The following is a 23,783-nucleotide window of genomic DNA, read 5'->3' as shown; positions in this document are numbered from 1 at the left end:
GGGCGACGTTGCTCTGAAGGGACATTCATGGCGAAGATCCTGAGCTTCTCGGACGACGCGCGGCACCTGCTCGAGCACGGTGTCAACGCCCTCGCGGACGCGGTCAAGGTCACCCTCGGCCCCCGCGGGCGCAACGTCGTCCTGGACAAGAAGTTTGGTGCGCCCACGATCACCAACGACGGCGTCACGATCGCCAAGGAGATCGAGCTCACCAACCCGTACGAGAACCTCGGCGCGCAGCTGGTCAAGGAGGTGGCGACCAAGACCAACGACGTCGCCGGCGACGGGACCACCACCGCGACCGTGCTGGCCCAGGCGATGGTCCGCGAGGGCCTGCGCAACGTCGCGGCCGGCGCCAACCCGACCGGCCTCAAGCGGGGCATCGACGCGGCGGCCGCCAAGGTCTCCGAGTCGCTGCTCGGCAAGGCCGTCGAGGTGTCCGACAAGGCGGCGGTCGCCCACGTGGCGACCGTCTCCGCGCAGGACGCGACGATCGGCGAGCTGATCGCCGAGGCGATGGAGAAGGTCGGCCGCGACGGCGTCATCACCGTCGAGGAGGGCTCCACCCTCGCCACCGAGCTGGAGGTGACCGAGGGTCTCCAGTTCGACAAGGGCTTCATCTCGCCGAACTTCGTCACCGACGTGGAGGCGCAGGAGGCGGTCCTGGAGGACCCGTACATCCTGATCACCACGCAGAAGGTCTCGGCGATCGAGGAGCTGCTGCCGCTGCTGGAGAAGGTCCTGCAGAACAGCAAGCCGCTGCTCATCATCGCCGAGGACGTCGAGGGCCAGGCCCTGTCCACCCTGGTGGTCAACTCGCTGCGCAAGACCATCAAGGTCTGCGCGGTGAAGGCCCCGGGCTTCGGTGATCGCCGCAAGGCGATGCTGCAGGACATGGCGATCCTCACCGGTGCCGAGCTGATCGCGCCCGAGCTGGGCTACAAGCTCGACCAGGTCGGCCTCGAGGTGCTCGGCACCGCCCGGCGCGTCGTGGTCGACAAGGAGAACACCACGATCGTCGACGGCGGCGGCCAGGCCTCCGACGTCGCCGACCGGGTCGCCCAGATCCGCAAGGAGATCGAGGCCTCGGACTCCGAGTGGGACCGGGAGAAGCTCTCCGAGCGGCTGGCCAAGCTCTCCGGCGGCATCGCCGTCATCAAGGTGGGCGCGGCGACCGAGGTCGAGATGAAGGAGCGCAAGCACCGCATCGAGGACGCCATCGCCGCGACCAAGGCCGCGGTCGAGGAGGGTACGGTCCCCGGCGGCGGCGCCGCCCTGGCCCAGATCCTTCCGGCGCTCGACGACGACCTGGGCTTCACCGGTGACGAGAAGGTGGGCGTCTCGATCGTGCGCAAGGCGCTGGTCGAGCCGCTGCGCTGGATCGCGCAGAACGCCGGCCACGACGGCTACGTCGTGGTCCAGAAGGTCGTCGGCAGCCAGTGGGGCCACGGCCTCGACGCGGCCACCGGCGAGTATGTGGACCTGGCGAAGTCCGGCATCCTCGACCCGGTGAAGGTGACCCGCAACGCGGTCGCCAACGCCGCGTCGATCGCCGGCCTGCTGCTCACCACGGAGAGCCTCGTGGTGGAGAAGCCGGCGGAGCCGGAGCCGGCCGCGGGCGGCCACGGCCACTCGCACGGCCACGGCCACAGCCACCAGCACGGCCCGGGCTTCTGACCCGCGCCACAGGCCCGTCCGGGGCGCACCGCCGTACGCGGCGGTGCGCCCCGACGCGTTCCCCGGTGCTTACGGAACGCTGACGTGCCTACCGGCTCCCGCCCCGATCGGAAAGACTGGTCCCCGTGACCACCACGACGCGCCGCCACGCAGCCCTGGCCGGGGTGACCGCCGCCGCCGTGGCGATCGGCTCGGCCGAGCTGGTGGCGGTGCTGACCGGCCCGCGGTCCGCGCCCCTGGTCGCCGTCGGCGGGTTGGTGGTCGACACCGTGCCCGAGCCGCTGAAGCAGGTCGGCATCGCGCTCTTCGGCACGTACGACAAGATCGCCCTGCTGGTGGGCACGGCGCTGGTGCTGGCCGCGTTCGCCGCGCTGCTCGGCGTGCTGTCCCGGCGCCGGCTGGCGTACGGCCTGGCCGGCGTCGCGGTGTTCACGGCCCTGGGGATCGCGGCGGCCCTGACCCGGGCCGGCGCGGACGCCGGCGACACCCTGCCGGCGCTGGTCGGCGGTGGGCTCGGCGCGCTGGTGCTGTGGGCGTTCGTCGCCGGCCCGTGGGAGTTGGACCCCTGGCCCTGGCGGTCGCCCACGCCCGGCCCGGAGCCGGAGGGCGGCGCGGAGGAGACCGCGCCGGGCCCGGAGTCGAGGCGACGGTTCCTGGCCACCAGCGGTCTGCTGCTCGGGGCGGCCGGCGTGGCCGGACTCGGCGGCCGGTGGCTGGCCGGCCGGCGCGGCGTCTCCGCGGCCCGCGACGCGGTCACCCTGCCGCCCCCGGTGTCGCCGGCACCCGCCGTCCCGGCCGGCGCCGACCTGAATCTGCCCCGCCTCGCTCCCTACGTCACCCCGAACGCCGGCTTCTACCGGATCGACACCGCCCTGGTGGTGCCGCAGGTGGACCCCGCCACCTGGCGGCTGCGGATCCACGGTCGGGTCCGTAACCCGGTCACGCTCAGCTTCGACGACCTGCTGGCCCGGCGGCTGGTCGAGCGGTACGTGACCCTGGCCTGCGTGTCGAACGAGGTCGGCGGTGACCTGATCGGCAACGCGCGCTGGCTCGGCGTGCCGCTCAAGGAACTGCTGGACGAGGCGGATCCGGAGGACGGCGCGGACCAGGTCGTCGGGCGGTCGGTCGACGGGTGGACCTGCGGCACCCCCACGGCGGTGCTGCGCGACGGGCGGGACGCGCTGCTGGCGGTCGGCATGAACGGCGAGCCGCTGCCGGTCGAGCACGGCTTCCCGGCCCGGATGGTGGTGCCGGGGCTGTACGGCTACGTGTCGGCCTGCAAGTGGGTGACCGAGCTGGAGCTGACGAGTTTCGCGGACTTCGACGCCTACTGGGTGCCGCGCGGGTGGTCGGCGCAGGGCCCGGTGAAGACCCAGTCGCGGATCGACACGCCGCGCCCGCGCAACCGGCTGAGCCCCGGTTCGGTGGTGGTCGCCGGGGTGGCCTGGGCGCAGCACCGCGGCCTCCGCCGCGTGGAGGTCCGCGTCGACGAGGGACCCTGGCGGGAGGCGGTCCTCGCCCCGGCCGTCTCGGTGGACACCTGGGTGCAGTGGTCGTGGCGCTGGGACGCGACGCCGGGGGAGCACACGCTCCAGGTCCGGGCCACCGACGCGACCGGCGAGACCCAGACGGCCCGGCGGACGGCGGTCGCCCCGGACGGTGCGACGGGCTGGCACACCGTCCGGGTGACCGTCCGCTGACCGGAGGCTGCCTCGCCTCGCGACCCCGCCACCCTGCGGCACCGCGTCACCGCCTTTGCACTGCTTCAATCCACGCAACGATTTCGGCGCGTTTCCTGTGCGTCCGTTGAAGCAGAGCAAAGGCGGTAACTGAGGTCCTGGGGGCGGCGAGCGGCCCGGGTGGCGGCCGGAGGGCGGGGTCCGGCAACCCCCGACGCGGGACGCCGCGCCCCGGTGCGGGGCGCGGCCGTCCCGACGTGGTCGTGGGGCCGAGGTCAGGCGATCTTGCGCTGCTCGGGGACGGCGGACTTGTGCGGGCGACCCAGGCGGGCCTCCAGCCGGGCGATGTCCACCCGGGTCTTCCGGCGGTCGGCCAGATCCTCCCAGCCCATGGCCAGCAGGCGCAGCCGCTCCGACTCGCTGAAGCCGCCCCACACGCCGTAGGGCTCGCGGACGGAGAGCGCGTGCGCCGCGCACTCGGCCCGGACCGGGCAGGTCCGGCAGACCGCCTTGGCGCCCGTCTCCCGGCGCAGCCGGGACGAACCCCGCTCGCCGTCCGGGTGGAAGAACTGGGCGCTGTCCCGGCCTCGGCAGGCACCGAGGCGCTGCCAGTCCCAGAGGTCGACGATGGGTCCGGGAAGTCTACGTACGTTCGACATCAGCACCCCTCCTTCCGCGCGGCACCGCGGAGTTTTCCTGTGTTACCGGCGTCCGCGCTGGCGCGCCGTGTCCGGCTCGCCGTCCCCGGTACCCGGGGTCGGCGCGACTCACACGTCTGTGATCGAAAACCTCAGACAACTCGCGGCATATGCCCCAACTGTCGGAAAAGTTCGAAGGATTGGGCGGAACCTCCTCCCGACGGGACCCCGTCGTGGTCTGCTCGTTGGCGGAGAGGAGACCACAGTGCGTACGGTTCTCGTGTGCGTTCGGACGCCCTTGGCGGCGCAGCACCTGACCTCCGCGGCAGCGCGGCTGGGACTGTCCGGGGCGGTGCGCACCGCCGTCTCCGATCCCGAGGTGATGTTGCGGCTCGCGGAGCGTCCCGCCGACGTGGTGCTCGCCGACACGGCGCTCACCCGGCCGGACAGCGCCGGGTTCGTCCGCCGGGTGCTCGCCCGGGCTCCGCAGGCCGCGGTGGTGCTGCTCGGTGCCGAGGAGTCCGAGGCCGCGGCGGCGACGATCAGCGCCGGTGCCCGTGGCCTGATCCAGGGCACCGACCACGACCTCACCAGCGCGGTGGCGAAGGCCCTGCTGCTGCTCTCCGCCCCCGGCCGGGCCAACCGGCACCGGGTCACCGATCCGGCCCGGGACGCCGCCTCCGTGGGCGGACCGGTCCGCTCCACGCCGGGCGGCCGGGCTCCCGCCGACCCGGCACCGGCCTGGCCGGCCGGGGACGCGGAGGGCGCCGACGGTGCCGGGCACCCGGCGATGGTGCCGGTGCAGCGCGGCGACGACCCGGCCGAGCCGGCCGGTGAGCCGGAGGCGGTGGCCAACGGCCAGCGCGGGGCCGCGACCGGGCGGGACGGCCGGCCGGCCGTCGGGCTGACCGAGCGTGAGCTGCAGGTGCTGCTGGGCATGGCCGAGGGCAAGAGCAACGCCGAGATCGGGCGGGAGCTGTTCGTCTCCGAAGACACCGTCAAGACCCACGCCCGACGGCTGTTCCGCAAGCTCGGCGCCCGGGACCGCGCCCACGCCGTCGCCGCCGGCTTCCGTGCCGGGCTGGTCGCCTGACCCGGGGACGCGGCACAGCGGCCACGCCGCATCGGCGGCCCCGCGGGCCGAGGCGCCCGCCGGTGGCACGGATCAGCGTTCGGCGCTCGGCTCCTCGTCCGAGCCCTCGCTCAGCGTGTCGTGCACGCCGTCGGCGTAACCCCGCGCGTAGTCCCAGGTGACGTAGTGGTCCGGGTCGGGGTCGTACGCCGGCTCGTGCACCCGGGGACGACCCGAGCTGAGCAGGTGGCGCAGGTTGCCCCGGAGCAGGTCCCAGTCGAAGTAGTGCGGCTCCCGGCAGTCCTCACACTCGATCACCAGCCCGCGCACCCCGATCGGCGCCAGCAGCGCCTGGTAGATCTCCAGGTCGGCGAGGTCCTCCAGCACGTCCTGCCGCTCGACGTCGGTCAGCGGATCGAGCGACCCGTCGCCGGAATCGTGCAGGCCCGCTGCCGGATCGGCCGGGTCGCCGTTGAAGGGGTCGATGGGCTCGTCGTGCACCCCCTCACCGTAGACCCAACACACCGCCGATGCCCGCCCCCCGGGCGGTGCGTGACCTGCCCCGCCAACAGCGGGGGCGGGGCAGGTCACTGGGTACGATGGGACGACCGCGCCGGCACCCGGCGCGCGCCGGTGCCCGCCGCGCCACCTCGCTGAAGCCCGTCCGAGCAGCTCAGGGGAGCAATCGTGGAAATTTCGCCCAGCACCGCTCAGCCAACCGGCGCCGACCACGGCGAGCTGGGCGGTCACCTGCCGGAGCTGCCCGCGGGCTCGGCGCGGATGGTGCCGCTCGGGCTCACCTTCGACGACGTGCTGCTCCAGCCGGGCGAGTCGGACGTGGTGCCGAGCCGGGTGAACACCCGCACCAGGCTGACCCGCTCGATCGAGTTGAGCATCCCGCTGCTGTCCAGCGCCATGGACACGGTGACCGAGGCCCGGATGGCGATCGCCATGGCCCGCCAGGGCGGCATCGGCGTACTGCACCGCAACCTCTCCGCCGAGGACCAGGCGCTCCAGGTCGACCTGGTGAAGCGCTCCGAGTCCGGGATGATCACCAACCCGGTCACCGCGAGCCCGGACGACACCCTGCGGGACGTCGACGCGCTCTGCGGGCGGTACCGCATCTCCGGCGTGCCGGTGGTGGACGGCGGCGGCCAGCTGGTCGGCATCGTCACCAACCGCGACATGCGCTTCGTCTCCGACCCGGCCACCCCGGTGCGCGAGATCATGACGCGGACCCCGCTGGTCACCGCGCCGGTCGGGGTCAGCAAGGAGGAGGCGCTGAGCCTGCTGCGCCAGCACAAGGTCGAGAAGCTGCCGATCGTCGACGGCTCCGGCAAGCTGCGCGGGCTGATCACCGTCAAGGACTTCACCAAGAGCGAGCAGTACCCGGACGCCACCAAGGACCCGGCCGGCCGGCTCCGCGTGGCCGCCGCGATCGGCGTCGGGGAGGACTCGTACAAGCGGGCCCGCACCCTGGTGGACGCCGGCGTCGACGTGCTGATCGTGGACACCGCGCACGGCCACCAGCGGGCCGTGCTGGAGATGGTCGCCCGGCTCAAGAAGGACACGACCATCGACATCGTCGGTGGCAACATCGCCACGTACGCCGGGGCGAAGGCGCTGGTCGACGCCGGCGCGGACGGCGTCAAGGTCGGCGTGGGCCCGGGTGCGATCTGCACGACGCGCATCGTGGCCGGGGTCGGCGTACCGCAGATCACCGCGATCATGGAGGCCGCGCGGGCGGCGCGGCCGGCCGGCGTCCCGGTGATCGGCGACGGCGGCATCCAGTACTCCGGCGACATCGCCAAGGCGCTCGTCGCCGGCGCCGACACCGTCATGCTGGGCAGCCTGCTGGCCGGCTGCGAGGAGAGCCCGGGCGAGCTGATCTTCGTGAACGGCAAGCAGTTCAAGGCGTACCGGGGGATGGGCTCGCTGGGCGCCATGCAGTCCCGGGGCCAGGCCAAGTCATACTCCAAGGACCGCTACTTCCAGCAGGACGTGACCAGCGACGAGAAGCTGGTCCCGGAGGGCGTCGAGGGCCAGGTGCCGTACCGGGGCCCGCTCGCCCGCGTCGCCCACCAGCTCGTCGGTGGGCTGCGGTTGGCCATGGGGTACGCCGGCGCGGAGAGCATCCTTGAGCTCCACCAGCGTGGCCAGCTCATCCGGATCACCGCGGCCGGGCTCAAGGAGAGCCACCCGCACGACATCCAGATGACCGTCGAGGCGCCCAACTACCACACCCGCTGACCCACCACCCCCAACCACCTGGAGTCCCCATGCGTGACGTGGTCGAGATCGGGCTGGGCAAGACCGCGCAGCGCGGTTACCACCTGGACGACATCGCGATCGTGCCGAGCCGCCGCACCCGGGACGTCGACGACGTCTCCACCGCCTGGCAGCTCGACGCGTACCAGTTCGGCATCCCCTGCGTCGGGCACCCCTCCGACGCCACCATGAGCCCGTCCTCGGCGGTGCGGCTCGGCCAGCTCGGCGGCCTCGGCGTGCTCAACGTGGAGGGTCTGTGGACCCGCTACGAGAACCCGACCAAGGTGCTGGAGGAGCTGGCCGGCCTCGACGAGGACGCGCGCCACACCAAGCGGCTCCAGGAGGTGTACGCGGAGCCGATCCGCCCCGACCTGATCGCCGAGCGGGTCCGCGAGCTGCGGGCCGGCGGCGGCACGGTCGCGGTGCGGGTCTCCCCGCAGCACACCCTGGCACTCGCCCCGGTCATCCTCGACGCCGGCGTCGACATCCTGGTTATCCAGGGCACGATCGTCTCCGCCGAGCACGTCTCCACCACCGACGAGCCGCTGAACCTCAAGGAGTTCATCGCCGACCTCGACCTGCCGGTCATCGTCGGCGGCTGCACCGACTACAAGACGGCCCTGCACCTGATGCGCACCGGCGCGGCCGGGGTGATCGTCGGCATCGGCGGGGACGACTGGTCGACCACCGAGTCCGTGCTCGGCATCCGGGTGCCGATGGCCACCGCGATCGCCGACGCGGCGGCCGCCCGGCGGGACTACCTGGACGAGACCGGCGGCCGGTACGTGCACCTGATCGCCGACGGCGACATCAAGACCTCCGGCGACATCGCCAAGGCGCTCGGCTGCGGCGCGGACGCGGTGATGCTGGGCGAGCCGCTCTCGCTCTGCACCGAGGCGCCCGCCGGGGGCGCCTGGTGGCACTCGGCGGCCAGCCACCCGTCGCTGCCGCGGGGCGCCTTCGAGGTGGCCGGCGAGCCGCTCGGCTCGATGGAGCAGCTGCTGTTCGGCCCGGCGGACGAGCCGGACGGCCAGCTCAACCTGTTCGGCGGCCTGCGCCGCGCGATGGCCAAGTGCGGCTACCGCGACCTCAAGGAGTTCCAGAAGGTCGGCCTGGTCCTGGATCGCTGACCTCGCGGGGCTGGGCGGACTAGGCTCGGCGGGTGCGGTGGGGTGCGTGGGGGCGCTGGTGGGCCTGCGCGGTGGTGCTTGTTGCGCTGGCGGTCGCCGGCGGGTGCACCGGTGGGGACGCCGGGGGGTTCCGTCCCGGCGCGGCGGACGCCGGTGACCCGTACGTGCCGGGGGCGGGCAACGGTGGGTACGACGTGGACAACTACCGGCTCGCCGTGGACTACGACCCGGCCGCCGACCGGCTCTCCGGACGGGCGGTGGTCACCGCCACCGCCACCCAGCGGCTGTCCCGCTTCAACCTGGACCTGACCGGCCTGGACGTGAGCGCGGTGACCGTCGACGGCGACCGCGCCCGGCACCGCCGCGACGGGGACGAACTGGTGGTGACCCCGGCACACGGGCTCGCCCGGGGCAGCCGGTTCACCGTCACCGTGGCGTACGCGGGCGTCCCGTCCGCCCGCCCGGACGGCCAACTGGGCAGCGGCGGTTTCCTGCACACCGAGGACGGGGCGATCGCGCTCGGCCAGCCGTACTCGGCCGCCACCTGGTTCCCGGTCAACGACCACCCCAGCGACAAGGCCACGTACGACATCGAGGTCACCGTTCCGGAGGGGCTCGCCGCGCTCAGCAACGGCGTGCCGGGCGAGCGGACCAGCGCGGATGGCCGGACCACGTGGCGCTGGGCCGAGCGGGCGCCGATGGCCAGCTACCTGAGCATGCTCGTGATCGGCCGCTACCGCGTGCAGACCGGCAGCCACGCGGGGAAGCCCGTCGTCACCGCGGTGCCGGAGCGGCTGGCGCCCAGCGGGCCGGAGGTGGTTTCGCTGGCCCGTACCGGCGAGATCGCCGACTTCCTGGCGAGCCGCTTCGGGCCGTACCCCTTCGAGTCCTACGGCGGGGTCGTGGTCACCGACCAGCGGGTGGGGTACGCGCTGGAGACGCAGTCCCGCCCGGTGTACGGGCCCGGCTTCTTCCGGGGCGGGCAGCCCAACCTCGCGGTGGTCGTGCACGAGCTGGCGCACCAGTGGTTCGGCAACACCGTGGCGGTGCACCGCTGGCGGGACATCTGGCTCAACGAGGGCTTCGCCACGTACGCCGAGTGGCTGTGGGAGGAGCACGACGGCGGCCGGCCCGTGCAGCGGAACTTCGAGCTCCAGTACGCGTCGACGGACTGGTCGCGGCCCAGCCTGGACCCGGGGCGCGACCGGATGTTCGGTGACGCCGTCTACACGCGAGGCGCGCTGGCCGTGCACGCGCTGCGGCGTACGGTCGGCGACGACGCCTTCTTCACCATCCTGCGTACCTGGACGGCCGAGCGGCGCGGCGGGAACGCCACCACGGACGACCTCGTGGCGCTCGCCGAGCGGGTCTCCGGGAAGCGGTTGCGCGCCCTCTTCGACGCCTGGCTGACCGGCACCAGCGCCCCCGCGCAGCCGTGACGGGACCGTGACGACCGATCGGTAGGCTCCCGCTGCGGCCGGTCCCGGCGCCGGGTGTCGGGCCCGCCGGTCCAGCACGGGGGAGAGGACAAGGGATGGTAGGCGTGCGTCCAGGTACGGGAATGGCCCTCGGCCTGCTGATGGTGGGCTCGCTGGGGTTGGTCGCCTGTGATTCGTCCACTCCGGAGGCGGCGGCGACCGGCGCGCCGGCTCCCGCGGCGACCCCGGCGCGGAGCTTCAAGCCCGGGGCGGCGGGGGTCGGCGACGAGTACTTCCCCAGCTACGGCAACGGCGGGTACGACGTGACGGCGTACACCGTGAAGGTCCGCTACGACCCGGCGAAGGACCGGCTCAGCGGCGTCACGACGGTGCGGGCCACGGCCACGACCGACCTGTCGTCGTTCAACCTGGACCTGGCCGGGCTGACGGTCAGCGCGGTGACCGTCGACGGCGTCGCCGCCAAGCACCGGCGGGAGAAGGACGAGCTGGTCGTGACCCCGGCCGCCGGCCTGGTGTCCGGCAACGGGTTCGTCGCCGAGATCACCTACGCGGGCGTGCCGAAGCCGCTGAAGAACGAGGTGCTCGGTGAGGGCGGGTGGCTGCACACCAGCGACGGTGCGATCGCGCTGGGGCAGCCCGAGTCGGCGAGCACCTGGTTCCCGGTCAACGACCATCCGTCGGACAAGGCCACCTACCAGTTCGAGATCACCGTGCCGGACGGCCTGACCGCGGTCAGCAACGGGGTGCCGGGCGGGAAGACCAGCGCCGGCGGCTGGACCACCTGGAAGTGGGCCGAGAACACGCCGATGGCCAGCTACCTGAGCACCGTTGCGATCGGGAAGTTCCGGTTGACCCGGGGCGAGCACAAGGGCCGTCCGGTGTTCCACGCGGTGACCACGAAGGTGTCCGAGGGCGCGGCGGACGCGTCGATCGCCCGTACCGTCGAGGTGGCGGACTACCTGGAGAGCGTGTTCGGCCCGTACCCGGTGGAGGCGTACGGCGGTGTGGTGGTCTCGGACAGCCGGATCCGGTACGCGTTGGAGACGCAGAGCCGGCCGGTCTACTCGGCGGGCTTCTTCCGGCAGGGCGAGAACACCGGCGTGGTCGCGCACGAGCTGGCGCACCAGTGGTTCGGCAACAGCGTCGCGCTGGAGAAGTGGGAGGACATCTGGCTCAACGAGGGGCTGTCCTCGTACGCCGAGTGGCTGTGGGCCGACCACCGCGGCGACCGCACCGCGGCGGCGGCGTTCTCCCGGGCGATGGCGAGCGCGCCGGCGTCGGTGTGGCGGACGCCGCCGGGCCGCCCCGGCGTGGCGAACCTGTTCAGCGCGTCGGTCTACGACCGCGGCGCGATGACCGTGCACGCGCTCCGGGTGTCGGTCGGCGACAAGGCGTTCTTCCAGATCCTGAAGACCTGGGCGCAGGAGCAGCGGAACGGCACGGGCACCACGACGGAGTTCGTGGAGCTGGCCGAGCGGGTCTCCGGCCGGCAGCTCGACAAGCTGTTCGACGCGTGGCTGTACGGCACCGAGAAGCCGGCGGTTCCCGAGCCGCTCTGAGCCGCCCGCCCGCTCCGGGTCAGTCCTTCAGCCGCAGCTCGGGGTGGGCGGCGAGGTACGCCTCGACCCGCCCGGCCCGCAGCTCGGTGAGGAAGGTGCGGCCGACCTTGGTGAGCTGCTCGCCCCGGTAGCCGCTGCCCCGGCCGACCGAGGCGCCGGGGAGGCCGACCAGCACGAGCCGCTGCGGGTCCAGCCCGCCGAGGGCGTACGCGACGTCCACGATGCGCGGCCCGCCGACGTGGATCAGGGTGTCCCCGAGGGCCGCCACCACCTGCTCGACGCGGTCCGGGTCGCGGGCCAGCCCCTCGTCGAGGATCTTCGTGGCGAGCGCCTTGAGGAGCTGCTGCTGGTGGCGCTGGCGGGCGTAGGCCCCGCCGCTCAGGTAGCGCTGGCGGGCGTAGTCCAGCGCCTGCCACCCGGTGAGATGCCGGACGCCCGGCTCGTACACCATCTGCGGGCCGACGTACCCGCCGCCGCCCGGCCGCGGGTCGCGGTGCCGCCCGTCCGGCCGGCGGTGCTGCGACACGACCCGCTGGTCGATCCGCAGGTCGACGCCGCCGAGGGTGTCCACCAGCCGGTCGAACCCGCCGAAGGTGATCACCGCGCCGGCGTCGATCCGCAGGCCGGTGTAGCCGCTGACCGTGCCGCGCAGCAGCTCGTACCCCTGGGCGGTGTCGGGCCGCTTCGGCGCGTCCGGCACGCGGCTGCCGTGGCTCATCGCGTGCGTCAGCTTGGTGCGCCCGCCGCGGTAGCCGGCCGGCGGGAACGCCGGGATGTCGACGACCAGGTCGCGGGGGAGCGCGAAGAGGTACGCCCGGTCCAGCCCCCGCGGCACGTGCAGGACGAGGACCGCGTCCGCGTGCGGCATCCAGCCGGGCACGCTGACCCGGGTGTCCACCCCGACCAGCAGGAGGTTCAGCGGCCCGGTGAGGTCCGCCCCCGGTGGCGGGCTCGGGCTCGGCGACGGGCTGGGCGTGGGGGTGGGCGTGGCGGTGCCGCCCGCCCCGGTCACCGTCCGCGCCGGCCCGCCCTCGGTGAGCGTGCGGACCACCGTCGCGGCACCCGCGGTCAGCAGGACGGCGGCGGTGAACACGATCAACGCCAGCCGCCATGGGCGTCGCCCGCCCGAGCCGACCACCATCCGGCCACCCCTTCCCCGTACCCCTGACTCGACGCGCTGACGGGGGCTTCGGGTTGCGCCCGGTCGCCGCGGCCCGTCGACGGGTGTCCATGATCGCCGGAAAACTGGCTCTGGCGCGATGGCTACCGGCCGGTAATGATGCCTTCATGCGGTACGACGTGCTCGTGATCGGGTCCGGCTTCGGCGGCAGCGTCACCGCGCTACGACTCGCCGAGAAGGGCTACCGGGTCGGTGTCCTGGAGGCGGGCCGGCGCTTCGCCGACGACGAGTTCCCGGAGACGTCGTGGCGGCTGCGCCGGTTCCTCTGGGCACCCGCGCTGGGCTGCTACGGCCTCCAGCGGATCGACCTGCTGCGGGCGGCCGACCGGAAGGCCGGCGGCGGTGTCATGGTGCTCTCCGGCGCCGGGGTGGGCGGTGGTTCGCTGGTCTACGCGAACACCCTCTACGAGCCGCTGGACGGCTTCTACGCCGACCCGCAGTGGCGGGACATCACCGACTGGCGCGACGAACTCGCCCGCCACTACGACCAGGCGAAGCGGATGCTCGGCGTCACCACGTACCCGATCACCACCGGCGCGGACCGGGCGATGCGGGCGGTGGCCGACCGGATGGGGGTCGGGCACACGTTCCACGCCACCCCGGTCGGGGTGTACATCGGCCGGCCCGGGGAGCGGGCGGCGGACCCGTACTTCGGCGGGGCCGGCCCGGAGCGCACCGGTTGCACCCACTGCGGCGCCTGCATGACGGGTTGCCGGCACGGGGCGAAGAACACCCTGGTCAAGAACTACCTGTGGCTGGCCGAGAAGCTCGGCGCGGAGGTGCACCCGCTGACCACGGTCACCGCCGTCCGCCCGGTCGACGGCGGCGGGTACGCCGTGCACACCGTCCGCACCGGCGCCTGGCTGCGCAAGCGGCGCCAGCTGATCCACGCCGACCAGGTGGTCTTCGCGGCCGGCGCGCTGGGCACCCAGCGGCTGCTGCACGGGATGAAGGCCACCGGGGCGCTGCCCCGGCTCTCGTCCCGCCTCGGCGAGCTGACCCGGACCAACTCGGAGGCCATCCTCGGCGCGTCGGTGGCCGGCCGGCGCGCCCGCGCGGAGCGGCTCGACTTCACCGAGGGGGTGGCGATCACCAGCTCCTTCCACCCCGACCCGCAGACGCACATCGAGCCGGTCCGTTACGGGCGCGGCTCGAACGCCATGGGACTGCTCCAGTCCCTGCTCGTCGACGGCGGGCCGCGGCGGGTGCGCCGCTGGCTGGCCGCCATCGCCCGGCAGCCGGGGGTGGCGGCGCGGATGCTGTCGGTCCGCAACTGGTCGGAGCGTACGGTGATCGCCCTGGTCATGCAGTCGGTGGACAACTCGCTGAGCACCCGCGTACGACGCGGGCTGTTCGGGCGGCGGCTGGTCTCCGGGCCCGGCCACGGCGCGCCGAACCCGACCTGGATCCCGGCCGGCAACCAGGCGGTGCGGCTGCTGGCCGAGGAGATCGGCGGGGTGCCCGGCGGCTCGGTCACGGAGCCGTTCAACATGCCGGTGACCGCGCACATCCTGGGCGGCGCGGTGATCGGCGCGACCCCCGACGAGGGGGTGGTCGACCCCTGGCACCGCGTGTACGGCCACCCGGGGCTGCACGTCGTCGACGGTGCCGCGATCTCCGCGAACCTCGGCGTGAACCCGAGCCTGACGATCACCGCGCAGGCCGAACGGGCCATGTCCTTCTGGCCCAACAAGGGCGACCAGGATCCCCGCCCGCCGCTGGGCTCCCCGTACACCCGGCTGTCCCCGGTCCCCCCGCGCAATCCCGCGGTCCCCGCCGCCGCCCCCGCCGCCCTCCGCCCCTGACCGCCCCGCGATCTTGCACCGTCCGCCCCGGCCGGTCGGGCCCGACGGCCGGAACGCGGGCCGCAAGTGCAAGATCGCGGAGATCGGGGGCGGGCCGCGGGTCGCGGGGCGGCTCTGGCGTCGCGGTCGGTAGGCTTTCTGCACATGAGCACGCCTCGCCCCGTCCTGGTGGTGGACTTCGGAGCCCAGTACGCCCAGCTCATCGCGCGCCGGGTGCGCGAGGCGAAGGTCTACTCGGAGATCGTCCCGCACACGATGCCGGTCGCCGAGATGCTGGCGAAGGACCCGGCCGCGATCATCCTGTCCGGCGGCCCGTCCAGCGTCTACGCCCCGGACGCCCCGCGGATCGACGCGGGCATGTTCTCCGCCGGGGTGCCGGTGTTCGGCATCTGCTACGGCTTCCAGGCGATGGCTCAGGCGCTGGGCGGCACGGTCGCGAAGACCGGCAACCGGGAGTACGGCGGCACTCCGTTGCACCCCCGTACGGACCCCGGCGTGCTGCTCCGCGACCTCCCCGGCGACCTGCCGGTCTGGATGAGCCACGGCGACTGCGTGACCGAGGCCCCGGCCGGTTTCACGGTGACCGCCGAGTCGGCGGGCGCGCCGGTCGCCGCCTTCGAGGACGTCGCCGGCCGCCGTGCCGGTGTGCAGTTCCACCCCGAGGTGGGGCACACGGCGCACGGCCAGGAGATGCTGACCCGCTTCCTGTACGACATCGCCGGCATCGAGCCCACCTGGACGCCGGAGAACATCATCGACGAGCAGGTGGCCCGCATCCGCGAGCAGGTCGGCGACAAGGAGGTCATCTGCGGCCTCTCCGGCGGCGTCGACTCCGCGGTCGCCGCGGCGCTGGTGCACCGGGCCGTCGGTGACCAGTTGACCTGTGTCTTCGTCGACCACGGCCTGCTGCGGGCCGGTGAGGCCGAGCAGGTCGAGAAGGACTACGTCGCCGCGACCGGCATCAAGCTGAAGGTGGTCGACGCCGCCGACCGGTTCCTCGACGCGCTGGCCGGCGTGACCGACCCGGAGCAGAAGCGCAAGATCATCGGCCGGGAGTTCATCCGGGTCTTCGAGGGCGCCGCCCGCGAGGTCGCCGCCCACGGCGACGTGGAGTTCCTGGTTCAGGGCACCCTCTACCCGGACGTGGTGGAGTCCGGCGGGGGCACCGGCACGGCCAACATCAAGAGCCACCACAACGTCGGCGGTCTCCCGGAGGACCTGAAGTTCTCCCTGGTCGAGCCGCTGCGCACGCTCTTCAAGGACGAGGTCCGCACGCTCGGCCTCCAGCTCGGCCTGCCGGAGGCGATGGTCTGGCGGCACCCGTTCCCGGGCCCGGGCCTCGCCATCCGGATCATCGGCGCGGTCGACCGGGAGCGGCTCGACGTGCTCCGCCGGGCCGACTTCATCGCCCGGCAGGAGCTGAGCGCCGCCGGCCTGGACCGGGGGGTGTGGCAGTTCCCGGTGGTGCTCCTGGCGGACGTGCGCAGTGTGGGCGTGCAGGGAGACGGGCGCAGCTACGGGCACCCCGTGGTGCTGCGCCCGGTCTCCAGCGAGGACGCGATGACCGCCGACTGGTCCCGGCTGCCGTACGAGCTGATCGCCCGGGTCTCCACCCGGATCACCAACGAGGTCGCCGAGGTGAACCGGGTGGTGCTGGACGTGACCAGCAAGCCGCCGGGCACCATCGAGTGGGAGTGAGCCGGGCTCACTCGGCCGGGGTCTCCGGTGCCTGCGGCGCCGGCCGGTTCGCCGGGGCCGGAGCCGGCGGCGTGGCCGGGGCGGCGGCGGTGGGCTGCGGTGCCGCGGGCGCCGTCGCGTGCGGCCAGGCCGGGGCGTTCGCCGGCTCCTCGGGCATCAGGAACCACATGATCGGGTACGCGAGCAGCGCGAGTCCGCCGGTGAGCAGTCCGGCGACCGCGAAGAGCACCCGGACCAGGGTGGGGTCGACGTTGAAGTAGCGGCCGACGCCACTGGCCACCCCGGCGATCATCCGGTCGGTGACGGGGCGGCGGAGCTGCTTGTACGGGGCTTGGAAAGTACCGGTGGGTGTCATGTCTCCACGGTCCGCGCCCGGCGACCGATCGACCTCGGTGACCGCCCGGATCCATACCCTGACCCACCCCTGATGCGGGAGCCTAGAGTCAGGAATCCGACTCTTTTCGATGCCGGTAACCGGTTGCGGGGAGAATTTGGCTCCGTGACCACCATGCTGGAGCCGCTCCGCAGGATCGCGGCGTACGCCGTCTCTACTGATTCAGTCGGTCGGGTCTTGCTGGTCCGCGCATCGGAGCGCTCCGGCACGCCCGGCACGTGGTCGCTGCCCGGAGGCGCGGTCGACCACGGCGAGGATCCGCAGCACACCGTCGTCCGGGAGACCGCGGCCGAGACCGGGCTCTCGGTCAGCGTCGCCAGCCTGAAGGACGTGCTCGCCGACATGCGGGCCCTGCCCGAGCGGGGCATCACGATCCACACCGACCGCCTGATCTACCAGGTGTCGGTCCGCGGCGGGACGCTCACCGACCGGGTCGACCGGCCCACCGATCTGGCCCGCTGGTTCACCCTCGCGGAGGCCCGCGAGCTGCCCCTGCGCTCGTTCACCGCCCGGGCCCTCGGCCTGCCGGCCTCCTCGGCCGACATCGTGCCGGACGAGCCGCCCGAGTTCCCGTCGTTCTACGCCGTCCCCGGGCCGGACGGCCTGCACCGGGCGCAGCGCTTCGCCGCGTACGCGGTCGTCACCGACCCGGCCGGCCGGGTGCTGCTCACCCGGGTATCCGACGGCTACCCGGGCGCCGGCTGCTGGCACCTGCCCGGCGGCGGCACCGACTACGGCGAGCAGCCGGGCGCGGCGCTCATCCGGGAGCTGGTCGAGGAGACCGGGCAGACCGGCCGGCTGGTCGAGCTGCTCGGGGTGGCGAGCCACCGCGACGCGGCCTCGCTCGGCCCGGAGGGCTACCCGATCGACTGGCACGGCGTCCGCGCCTTCTACCGGGTCGTGGTCGACCAGCCCGCCCCGCCCACGGTCGCCGACGTCGGCGGCTCCACCTGCGAGGCCCGCTGGTTCGCCAGGGAGGAGCTGGGCGCGCTCCCGACCGACCGCCTGACCGAGGTGACCGCCGAAGCCGTCCAAGCCGCCCACCTGACCTGACCCCCTTGCCCCACCCCCACCCCCCCCAATCCCCCCCAGGTCCACCCCACCGGCCCGGTGATCATGAAGTTATTGTCGGGACACGCCGCTGTCGACGGCGATAACTTCATGATCGACGGAGTGTGGGCGGGGGAGTTGGCCGGTGGAGCAGCGGCGGCGCGTGGCGGCGTACGGGGTCCTGCGGGACGCCGACGGGCGGGTGCTGCTCGCCCGGGGGTCGGCCACCTGCCCGTACCCGGGGGTCTGGCAGCTGCCGGGCGGTGGCCTGGAGCACGCCGAGCACCCCGCCACCGCCGTCGTCCGTGAATTCGCCGAGGAGACCGGGCTGGTCGTGGCCGTGACCGGGACCCGGGCCGCCGTGGCCGACGTCGCCGCGTTCGCCGACGCCGGGATCGCCGTGCACACCGACCGCCTGGTCTTCGACGTGACGGCACAGGGCGGGGCGCTCCGACCGGAGCCGGCGGGTGGCAGCGACGAGCTCGGGTGGTTCACACTCGCGGAGGCGTCGACCGTGCCACTGATGCCCTTCACCGCCGAGTTGCTCGGGCTGTCCGTCGTCCCCCTGCCGCCGGGCCTGCCCACCGCCCTGCCCGCCGCCCAGGCCGCCCCGCCCCCGCCCGACCGGCGGCAGCGCTTCGGGGCGTACGGGCTGGCGAGCGACCCGGCCGGGCGGGTGCTGCTGACGCAGATCGCGGGCGGCTACCCGGGCGCCGGGAGCTGGCACCTGCCCGGCGGCGGCACCGACCACGGCGAGGCGCCCGAACCGGCGCTGCTCCGCGAGCTGGTGGAGGAATCCGGCCAGTTGGGGCGAGTCGTCGAGCTGATCGGCGTGGACAGCCGGCACAACCCGGCGGCGCTCGGTCCGGAGGGGCGCCCGCTGGACTGGCACACCGTCCGGGTGATCTACCGGGTGGCGGTCGACGAACCCACCGAGCCGCGGGTGACCGAGTTGGCGGGCGGGTCGACGGCGCGGGCGGGCTGGTTCAGCGCGGGGGAGTTGTCCGGCCTCCGGCTCAGCGACGTCGCATGCCGCGCGATCAAGGGATTGATCCGCTGAACCCTCGGCCCCGCCGGGCCGTATCTGAGGGCGGATCGCTCGCCGCGCCGGTATGGGCAGGGTCCGGTACATTCGAGTATGGGGGTTGGCGGTGAAACGGGCGATGCGGCCCGTGATGGGAATAAGCGGATGGTTCGCTCGCTTTAAGGGAGATATAAGTACCGCCGGCAACTATCGCCAAGTCCCATTCCCCTATGCGATGGTGTACTCCGCAAAACGGCTGCCGGGCCAGCGAGGTCCGGCACGAGACAGCCGGACACCCGCCGCCGAGGCGGTGAGTCGTTCCGGTGATGGAGGAAACGTGCCGAGAGCCCCATGGCGCCGGCGTCGTACGACAGACAGTCCGCGCCCCGCAGGGCGTCGATGGGCGGGCCGGCTGCGCCGCAGCGGCACCTTCGCCCGCCAGGTGCTGCTGGTCCGGGTGGGCCGCCGTGACGGCGACCTCCGCACCGGCACCGACGTGTCACTCGTCGAGCACCCGTACGCGGACCGCCGCTACGGCCGGTACGACGCCGAGATCGAGGCGATCGTCCCGGTGAGCCCCGCCCTCGCCCCGGCGGGGCCGGTCGACGAGCCGGCGGCGATGTCGATCCCGCTGCTCCCCGGCGAGCGGACGACGGTCCGGCGGATGAAGTTCGCGCTGGTCAACGCGTGCACCCTCGCCAGCCTCATGCTCGGCATGCTGGCGATCTTCCTCGCCATGCAGGGCGAGGTACGGATCGCGGCCCTCTGCCTGATCGCCTGCGTCGCCTTCGACGGTCTCGACGGTGCCCTCGCCCGCAAGCTCGGCGTGGCCAGCCCGTTCGGCGCACAGATGGACTCGCTGGCCGACATGTGCTCCTTCGGGCTCGCCGCGCCGGTCGTGGTCTACGCCTCGCTGGCCGGCACGGTGCCGCCGGCCGCCGCCGCGGTGGCCTGCGCCCTCGTCGCGGCCTGCGCCGCGATCCGGCTCGCCCGGTTCAACGTCTCGCCGAAGGACGGACGGTTCTTCTGCGGCGTGCCGACCACCATGGCCGCCGCCGTGCTCGCCCTGACGGTCGCGATCGAGCTGCCGGTGTCCGGCAAGGTGCTGCTCGGCGGGGTGGCGCTGCTCGCCTTCGCGATGGTCTCCAGCTTCCCGTACGCCAAGCTCGCCCGGCTGGTGAAGCTGCCGCCGTGGGTGTGGCTGGCTCCGGTGCTCGGCGCGCTGATCGACATCCGGCTCACGTTCGCCCTGATCGTGGTGGGCTACCTGCTCAGCGGGCCGGTGCTCTGGCTGCGGCAGCGCGGCACGGTCTGACCCGGTACGAGCGAACGGGGCGCCGCGGACATCCGCGGCGCCCCGTTCCGTGTCTCGACGGAGACCCTCCGGGTCAGCGCCAGCGGGCGATGACGCTCGACCCGCCGACCACCTTGTCGCCGGGCCCGACCAGCGGGTCCGCCGCCTCGGCGGGGAGGTAGACGTCGGTGCGGGACCCGAACCGGATCAGCCCGAACCGCTCGCCCTTCGCGAGCAACGCCCCGATCGGTGCCCGCTGCACGATCCGCCGGGCGATCAGCCCGGTGCGCTGCGCCACGACCACCGTGCCGTGCGTCGTGTCCAGCACGGTGTAAGCGGCGACGTTGTGCTCCGCCTCGGGCTTCATCGCGTTGGCGAAACCGCCGTCGGCCACGAAGTAGTCGACCACCTTGCCGGCGACCGGGGAGCGGTTGACGTGGACGTCCAGCACCGACAGGAAGACCGCGACCCGCAGCCACTCGCCGTCGCCGAAGCGCTCGTCGTGCAGCCGCTGCACGGAGAGCACCTGGCCGTCGGCGGCCGCGACCACGACGGACGGGTCCTCCGGCACGTCCCGCTCCGGATCCCGGAAGAAGGCGGCGACCGGCGCGGCGGCCAGTGCGGGCAGCAACCACAGCTTCGACGTCGGGCGGGTCAGCCGGGCCAACGCCGCCAGGCCGAGCGTGATGCCCGCGGCGGCCACCCCGTTGGAATCGATGTGCATGCCGCGGGTCAGCGGCACGCTGGAGGGCCGGTACGCCGGGGCCAGCCCGGTCGCCGCGGCGGCGTCGGCCGGCGTGAAGCGCAGCCGGTGCACCCGCAGCGGCGGGTTGTTGCGCAGCACCAGATCACTGCCGACACCGTGCAGCGCACCCTGGCGGTCCAGCTCGTCGGCGGCCCCGGCGGTACGTCCCGGCGTGGCGGGCGCGGCGACGGTCAGCACCGCACCGTCGGCGAGGTACTTCCCGAGCCCGTCGATCGTGGCGCGGGTCTCCTCGACGGTCCCGGTGAACGGCTCGCCGACGATCGCCACCGCCGCGACCTCGGCTTCGGCCAGCGCGTCGACGACCCGGACCCGGTCGGCGACCCAGCGGCCCTGCGCGGCGACGTGCTCGCGCAGTGGTGCGGCGCTCGACGACGCGGCCGGCACGACCGTGAGCGTGTCGCCGGGCAGCAGGGCCTCGATCGCGGCAGCGAGCACCGGGGACTCCGGGCTGGCGCCGACCAGCAGGGCGGCCTTCGGGTCGTTGATCCGGGCGAACTCGGCGACGAGGGTACGGGCGGCGCGCTCGCCGACGCGGACCGGACCGGACCGGCCGGAGGGGCGCACGGCGGGGGACTGGGTCATGTCGGGCGGACTCCTGACAGGGTCGGGACGGCGGGTGCGGAATCCGACACGGCCGGCGCGGGCCGAGGACGGGCCGACGGATCCGGGGGCGGCCGGCCGGGACGGGCTCCACCGGCCAGCATATGCGCCGCCGGACCGGCGACGCACCGCCGTGCTCAGCGAGGGCCGTTACCCGCCGGCGGCGCCGGCGGAACCTCCCCCGGTACGTCCGCCGGCCGGTCCTCGACGGCCTCGTCGCGGCGGTCGGTGACCGCGTCGGTGGGCCACTCGTCGGTCTCTTCCCGGCTGCCGGCAGCGGGAGCACCCGGCCACTCGTCGGTGCCCGGCGCGCCGGCGCCCCCGGTGCCGGCGGCTCCCGCCAGCGGGGCGGGCACGTCCCACTCCCGGCCGGCTGGCCAGCGGTCCCCGCCGCCGGTCCGGTCGAACGCCCCGAACCCGGCCTCCGCCGGCTGGCGGGGGGTGGTTGCGGCGACCGTGGTGCCCCCCGCGTCCGGGACGACGGCCGGCGGAGCTCCCGCGGCCGGCACCGTCGCCTCCGGGCCGGCGGAGCGGGCCGCCCGGAGCGCGCCCACCAGCCCGAGTACGCCGATCAGCAGCAGCGCACCGGCCAGGAACCAGCCGACCGGCGGCAGGACGAACCCGAGCAGCCGGGCGACCAGCCACCAGCCGGCGAGGCCGACGAAGAGCAGCCCGAACGCCAGGGACACGAGATCGGTGCGGTGCGCCCTCACCGGGTCACCTCCAGCTTGCCGGCGTTGACATGGATGAACAGGCGCAGCTTGCCGCCGCCGGGGCCGTCCGCCCCCAGGTCCGTGGTCTCGCGCAGGGGCCCGTCGATGCCGCCGGCGCGCTCGTCCAGCCCGCCGGACCGGCGGCCGAAGACGACCGCGTCACCGGCGTTGACATCGGCCATTACGGACACGTCGACGTCCGGGGGCACCACCACCGTGGCCTGGCCGAAGTTGACCGCGACGGTGATCTCGGTGTCCTGCCCCGTGAAGTCGACCGCACGCAGGTCGAGCACCGAGTCGCCGAAGCTGTTCTCGTACCGGGTGGCGAGCTCCGCGTGGCTGGCCGGTGCCCAGGTCACCGCGCCGTCCACACCGCGGATGTGGTCGTACGACTCGGCGACGGTCGCCACCGCCAGCGCGGCGGCGGTGACCAGACCGAGCGCGATGAGCCACCGAGCCCGGCCGAACCAGGTGCCGACCAGCAGGCCGAGCCCGATGGTGGCCAGCGCCGCGGCGAAGTAGGCCGACGCGCCGACCGGGAACACGCCCACCAGGTCGAGGACGGCCACCAGGCCGAGGGCGAGGAAGATCAGCGAGAAGGTCACGGCGCCGAGCGCGGACCGTTCGCGCGGCCGCTTCGGCGCGCGCGGCGGCCTCGGCGGGACCGGCGGGGGCACGGGCGATCCGGCGTACGGGCCGTGCGGGGCGAACGGGGGCCGGTAACCGCCCGGCAGCGGCGCGGCCGAGGTCACCCCCGGCGCCGCCGGGGTGCTCGGCGCCGGCGTCCAGGCCGGTGCGGCCGGCCAGGCGGGCGGCGCCGGCACGCCGGGCGTCACGTCGGGACCGGTCCGGGGCAGCTGGGCGGTCGGCTCGGCCGGTGCTCCGGTGACCGGGGCGGTCGGCATCTCGAGGGTGGGCTCAGCGGCCGGCGTCGTGCCGAAGGGCGGGGCCTCGGCGGGCCCGGTCGCCGCGGGCACGGTGGGGGCGGGGTAGCTCACCGGCGGCACCGGCCCGGGCGGCGGGGCGGCCGGCGTGGCGGTCGGCCCGGGCGGGGGCCCCGGCGGCGTGGCCACCGGACCGGGCGCGGCGCCGGCCGGCGGCCCGCCCGGGCGCTCGCGGTTGAGCAGCAGCGCCCCGCAGATCAGGATCGCCGCACCGAGCAGCACGGCCCGGAACGCGTCGGTGACGATGAAGGCGAAGCTCACCGCCACCAGGATGCTGAGCACGATCACGGTCACCGGGGACATGCTGGACCGGCCCCGGCCCAGCATCGACTCGACCGGTGAGGCGCTGTCGCCCTCGCCGGGGATGATCAGCCAGGCGGAGACGTACACCAGAATGCCGATGCCGCCGAAGAAGCCGAGCACCGCGAGCAGCACCCGCCAGAGCACCGGGTCGGTGTTGGTCGCCCGGCCGATCGCCGCGCAGACGCCGGCCAGGTAGCGGCCGTCGTGCGGGCGGACCAGCCCGTAGCGGGAGGTGAAGCTGGCGCCACCGCCCGGCGGGGGCGGGGCGGCGGCCGTCGCGTTGGGCGGCCCTCCGGTCTGGTCCCACGATGGGTTCGGCCCGCCGGCCGACTCGGACGCCGGTGGCGGCGTCGGCCCGGGTGTCGGGCGCTGGGCGGCTTCCTCGGTCATGTCCTCGATCCTGCTCCCCGCAGGGCACCGACGACCTCAGGAGGAGACCCTGACCCCACCCTGAGATACCGGGACCGCGGATGTCCGGGGCGTCCCCGTGGCCGGGCGGCGGTGTGCCGTGTGACGATCGAACCGGCGCCGGCAGCGGACCGTCGCCCAC

18 protein-coding genes and 1 pseudogene are annotated in these 23,783 nt (G+C 74.2%); 12 read left to right on the top strand and 7 right to left on the bottom strand.

The features are described from left to right. The first annotated feature begins 27 nt into the window (after nt 1-27). Together groL and EV376_RS01445 are read left to right on the top strand one after the other, a co-directional pair. Nucleotides 28-1,677, top strand: coding sequence for a chaperonin GroEL (gene groL, locus EV376_RS01450; RefSeq protein ID WP_130320366.1), 1,650 nt, complete (start codon nt 28-30; stop codon nt 1,675-1,677). Between the two features lie 125 nt (nt 1,678-1,802). Then, complete coding sequence (locus EV376_RS01445) at nt 1,803-3,377, top strand: molybdopterin-dependent oxidoreductase (protein ID WP_130320365.1); 1,575 nt, start codon at nt 1,803-1,805, stop codon at nt 3,375-3,377. Between the two features lie 254 nt (nt 3,378-3,631). Here the strand turns inward: EV376_RS01445 and EV376_RS01440 are convergent, their stop codons facing one another. Then, entirely contained in the window at nt 3,632-4,015 is a 384-nt protein-coding gene (locus EV376_RS01440; protein ID WP_130320364.1) for a WhiB family transcriptional regulator, read from the bottom strand. A 244-nt stretch (nt 4,016-4,259) separates the two neighbouring features. Here EV376_RS01440 and EV376_RS01435 point away from each other — a divergent pair, with 244 nt between their 5' ends. Next, nucleotides 4,260-5,087, top strand: a complete 828-nt coding sequence (locus EV376_RS01435) for a helix-turn-helix domain-containing protein (RefSeq protein WP_130320363.1) — start codon at nt 4,260-4,262, stop codon at nt 5,085-5,087. 72 nt (nt 5,088-5,159) lie between these two features. On the opposite strand, the gene EV376_RS01430 is transcribed toward EV376_RS01435, so the two are convergent. Then, nucleotides 5,160-5,567 (bottom strand): DUF5319 domain-containing protein, encoded by a 408-nt coding sequence (locus EV376_RS01430; RefSeq protein WP_130320362.1) that lies wholly within the window; start codon nt 5,565-5,567, stop codon nt 5,160-5,162. 186 nt (nt 5,568-5,753) lie between these two features. On the opposite strand from EV376_RS01430, the gene guaB reads away from it, so the two are divergent. From guaB to EV376_RS01410, 4 genes are all read left to right on the top strand, one after another. Further along, entirely contained in the window at nt 5,754-7,316 is a 1,563-nt protein-coding gene (guaB, locus tag EV376_RS01425) for an IMP dehydrogenase (protein WP_130320361.1), read from the top strand. Between the two features lie 29 nt (nt 7,317-7,345). Beyond that, nucleotides 7,346-8,464 (top strand): GuaB3 family IMP dehydrogenase-related protein, encoded by a 1,119-nt coding sequence (locus EV376_RS01420; protein ID WP_130320360.1) that lies wholly within the window; start codon nt 7,346-7,348, stop codon nt 8,462-8,464. A gap of 71 nt (nt 8,465-8,535) precedes the next feature. Beyond that, on the top strand, nt 8,536-9,903 hold the full coding sequence (locus EV376_RS01415) for a M1 family metallopeptidase (RefSeq protein ID WP_486482851.1): 1,368 nt from the start codon (nt 8,536-8,538) through the stop codon (nt 9,901-9,903). Nucleotides 9,904-10,043: 140 nt separating this feature from the next. After that, on the top strand, nt 10,044-11,462 hold the full coding sequence (locus EV376_RS01410) for a M1 family metallopeptidase (protein ID WP_165438147.1): 1,419 nt from the start codon (nt 10,044-10,046) through the stop codon (nt 11,460-11,462). 19 nt (nt 11,463-11,481) lie between these two features. Here EV376_RS01410 and EV376_RS01405 read toward each other — a convergent pair whose 3' ends face one another. Then, complete coding sequence (locus EV376_RS01405; RefSeq protein WP_130320358.1) at nt 11,482-12,603, bottom strand: LCP family glycopolymer transferase; 1,122 nt, start codon at nt 12,601-12,603, stop codon at nt 11,482-11,484. Nucleotides 12,604-12,749: 146 nt separating this feature from the next. Here EV376_RS01405 and EV376_RS01400 point away from each other — a divergent pair, with 146 nt between their 5' ends. Both EV376_RS01400 and guaA read left to right on the top strand, forming a co-directional pair. Beyond that, entirely contained in the window at nt 12,750-14,447 is a 1,698-nt protein-coding gene (locus tag EV376_RS01400; RefSeq protein ID WP_130320357.1) for a GMC family oxidoreductase, read from the top strand. 144 nt (nt 14,448-14,591) lie between these two features. Next, nucleotides 14,592-16,145, top strand: a complete 1,554-nt coding sequence (gene guaA / locus EV376_RS01395; RefSeq protein ID WP_130320356.1) for a glutamine-hydrolyzing GMP synthase — start codon at nt 14,592-14,594, stop codon at nt 16,143-16,145. A 7-nt stretch (nt 16,146-16,152) separates the two neighbouring features. On the opposite strand, the gene EV376_RS01390 is transcribed toward guaA, so the two are convergent. After that, complete coding sequence (locus EV376_RS01390; protein WP_130320355.1) at nt 16,153-16,500, bottom strand: PspC domain-containing protein; 348 nt, start codon at nt 16,498-16,500, stop codon at nt 16,153-16,155. A 144-nt stretch (nt 16,501-16,644) separates the two neighbouring features. Between EV376_RS01390 and EV376_RS01385 the strand changes: the two genes are divergently transcribed. From EV376_RS01385 to EV376_RS01375, 3 genes are all read left to right on the top strand, one after another. Then, the gene (locus tag EV376_RS01385) at nt 16,645-17,592 is read left to right on the top strand and encodes an NUDIX hydrolase (protein WP_130320354.1); all 948 of its coding nucleotides are present in this window, start codon (nt 16,645-16,647) and stop codon (nt 17,590-17,592) included. Between the two features lie 142 nt (nt 17,593-17,734). Next, nucleotides 17,735-18,649 (top strand): NUDIX domain-containing protein, encoded by a 915-nt coding sequence (locus tag EV376_RS01380; protein WP_130320353.1) that lies wholly within the window; start codon nt 17,735-17,737, stop codon nt 18,647-18,649. A 376-nt stretch (nt 18,650-19,025) separates the two neighbouring features. Next, nucleotides 19,026-19,928 (top strand): CDP-alcohol phosphatidyltransferase family protein, encoded by a 903-nt coding sequence (locus EV376_RS01375; RefSeq protein WP_130328480.1) that lies wholly within the window; start codon nt 19,026-19,028, stop codon nt 19,926-19,928. Between the two features lie 73 nt (nt 19,929-20,001). Here EV376_RS01375 and EV376_RS01370 read toward each other — a convergent pair whose 3' ends face one another. The 3 genes and pseudogenes from EV376_RS01370 to EV376_RS01360 all read right to left on the bottom strand — a co-directional run bounded on the left by EV376_RS01370 (nt 20,002) and on the right by EV376_RS01360 (nt 23,623). Beyond that, entirely contained in the window at nt 20,002-21,255 is a 1,254-nt protein-coding gene (locus EV376_RS01370) for a phosphatidylserine decarboxylase (RefSeq protein WP_130320352.1), read from the bottom strand. A gap of 482 nt (nt 21,256-21,737) precedes the next feature. Then, nucleotides 21,738-21,986, bottom strand: a pseudogene (locus EV376_RS01365) (hypothetical protein); the annotation flags it as partial. Continuing rightward, on the bottom strand, nt 21,983-23,623 hold the full coding sequence (locus EV376_RS01360; RefSeq protein WP_130320351.1) for a PspC domain-containing protein: 1,641 nt from the start codon (nt 23,621-23,623) through the stop codon (nt 21,983-21,985). The pseudogene EV376_RS01365 and the gene EV376_RS01360, both read right to left, overlap by 4 nt. Nucleotides 23,624-23,783: the final 160 nt, after the last annotated feature.

This window comes from Micromonospora sp. CNZ295 (assembly GCF_004217535.1).
Note: the sequence above shows the minus strand (reverse complement) of the source record. Positions and strands in the feature narration are given on the sequence as shown.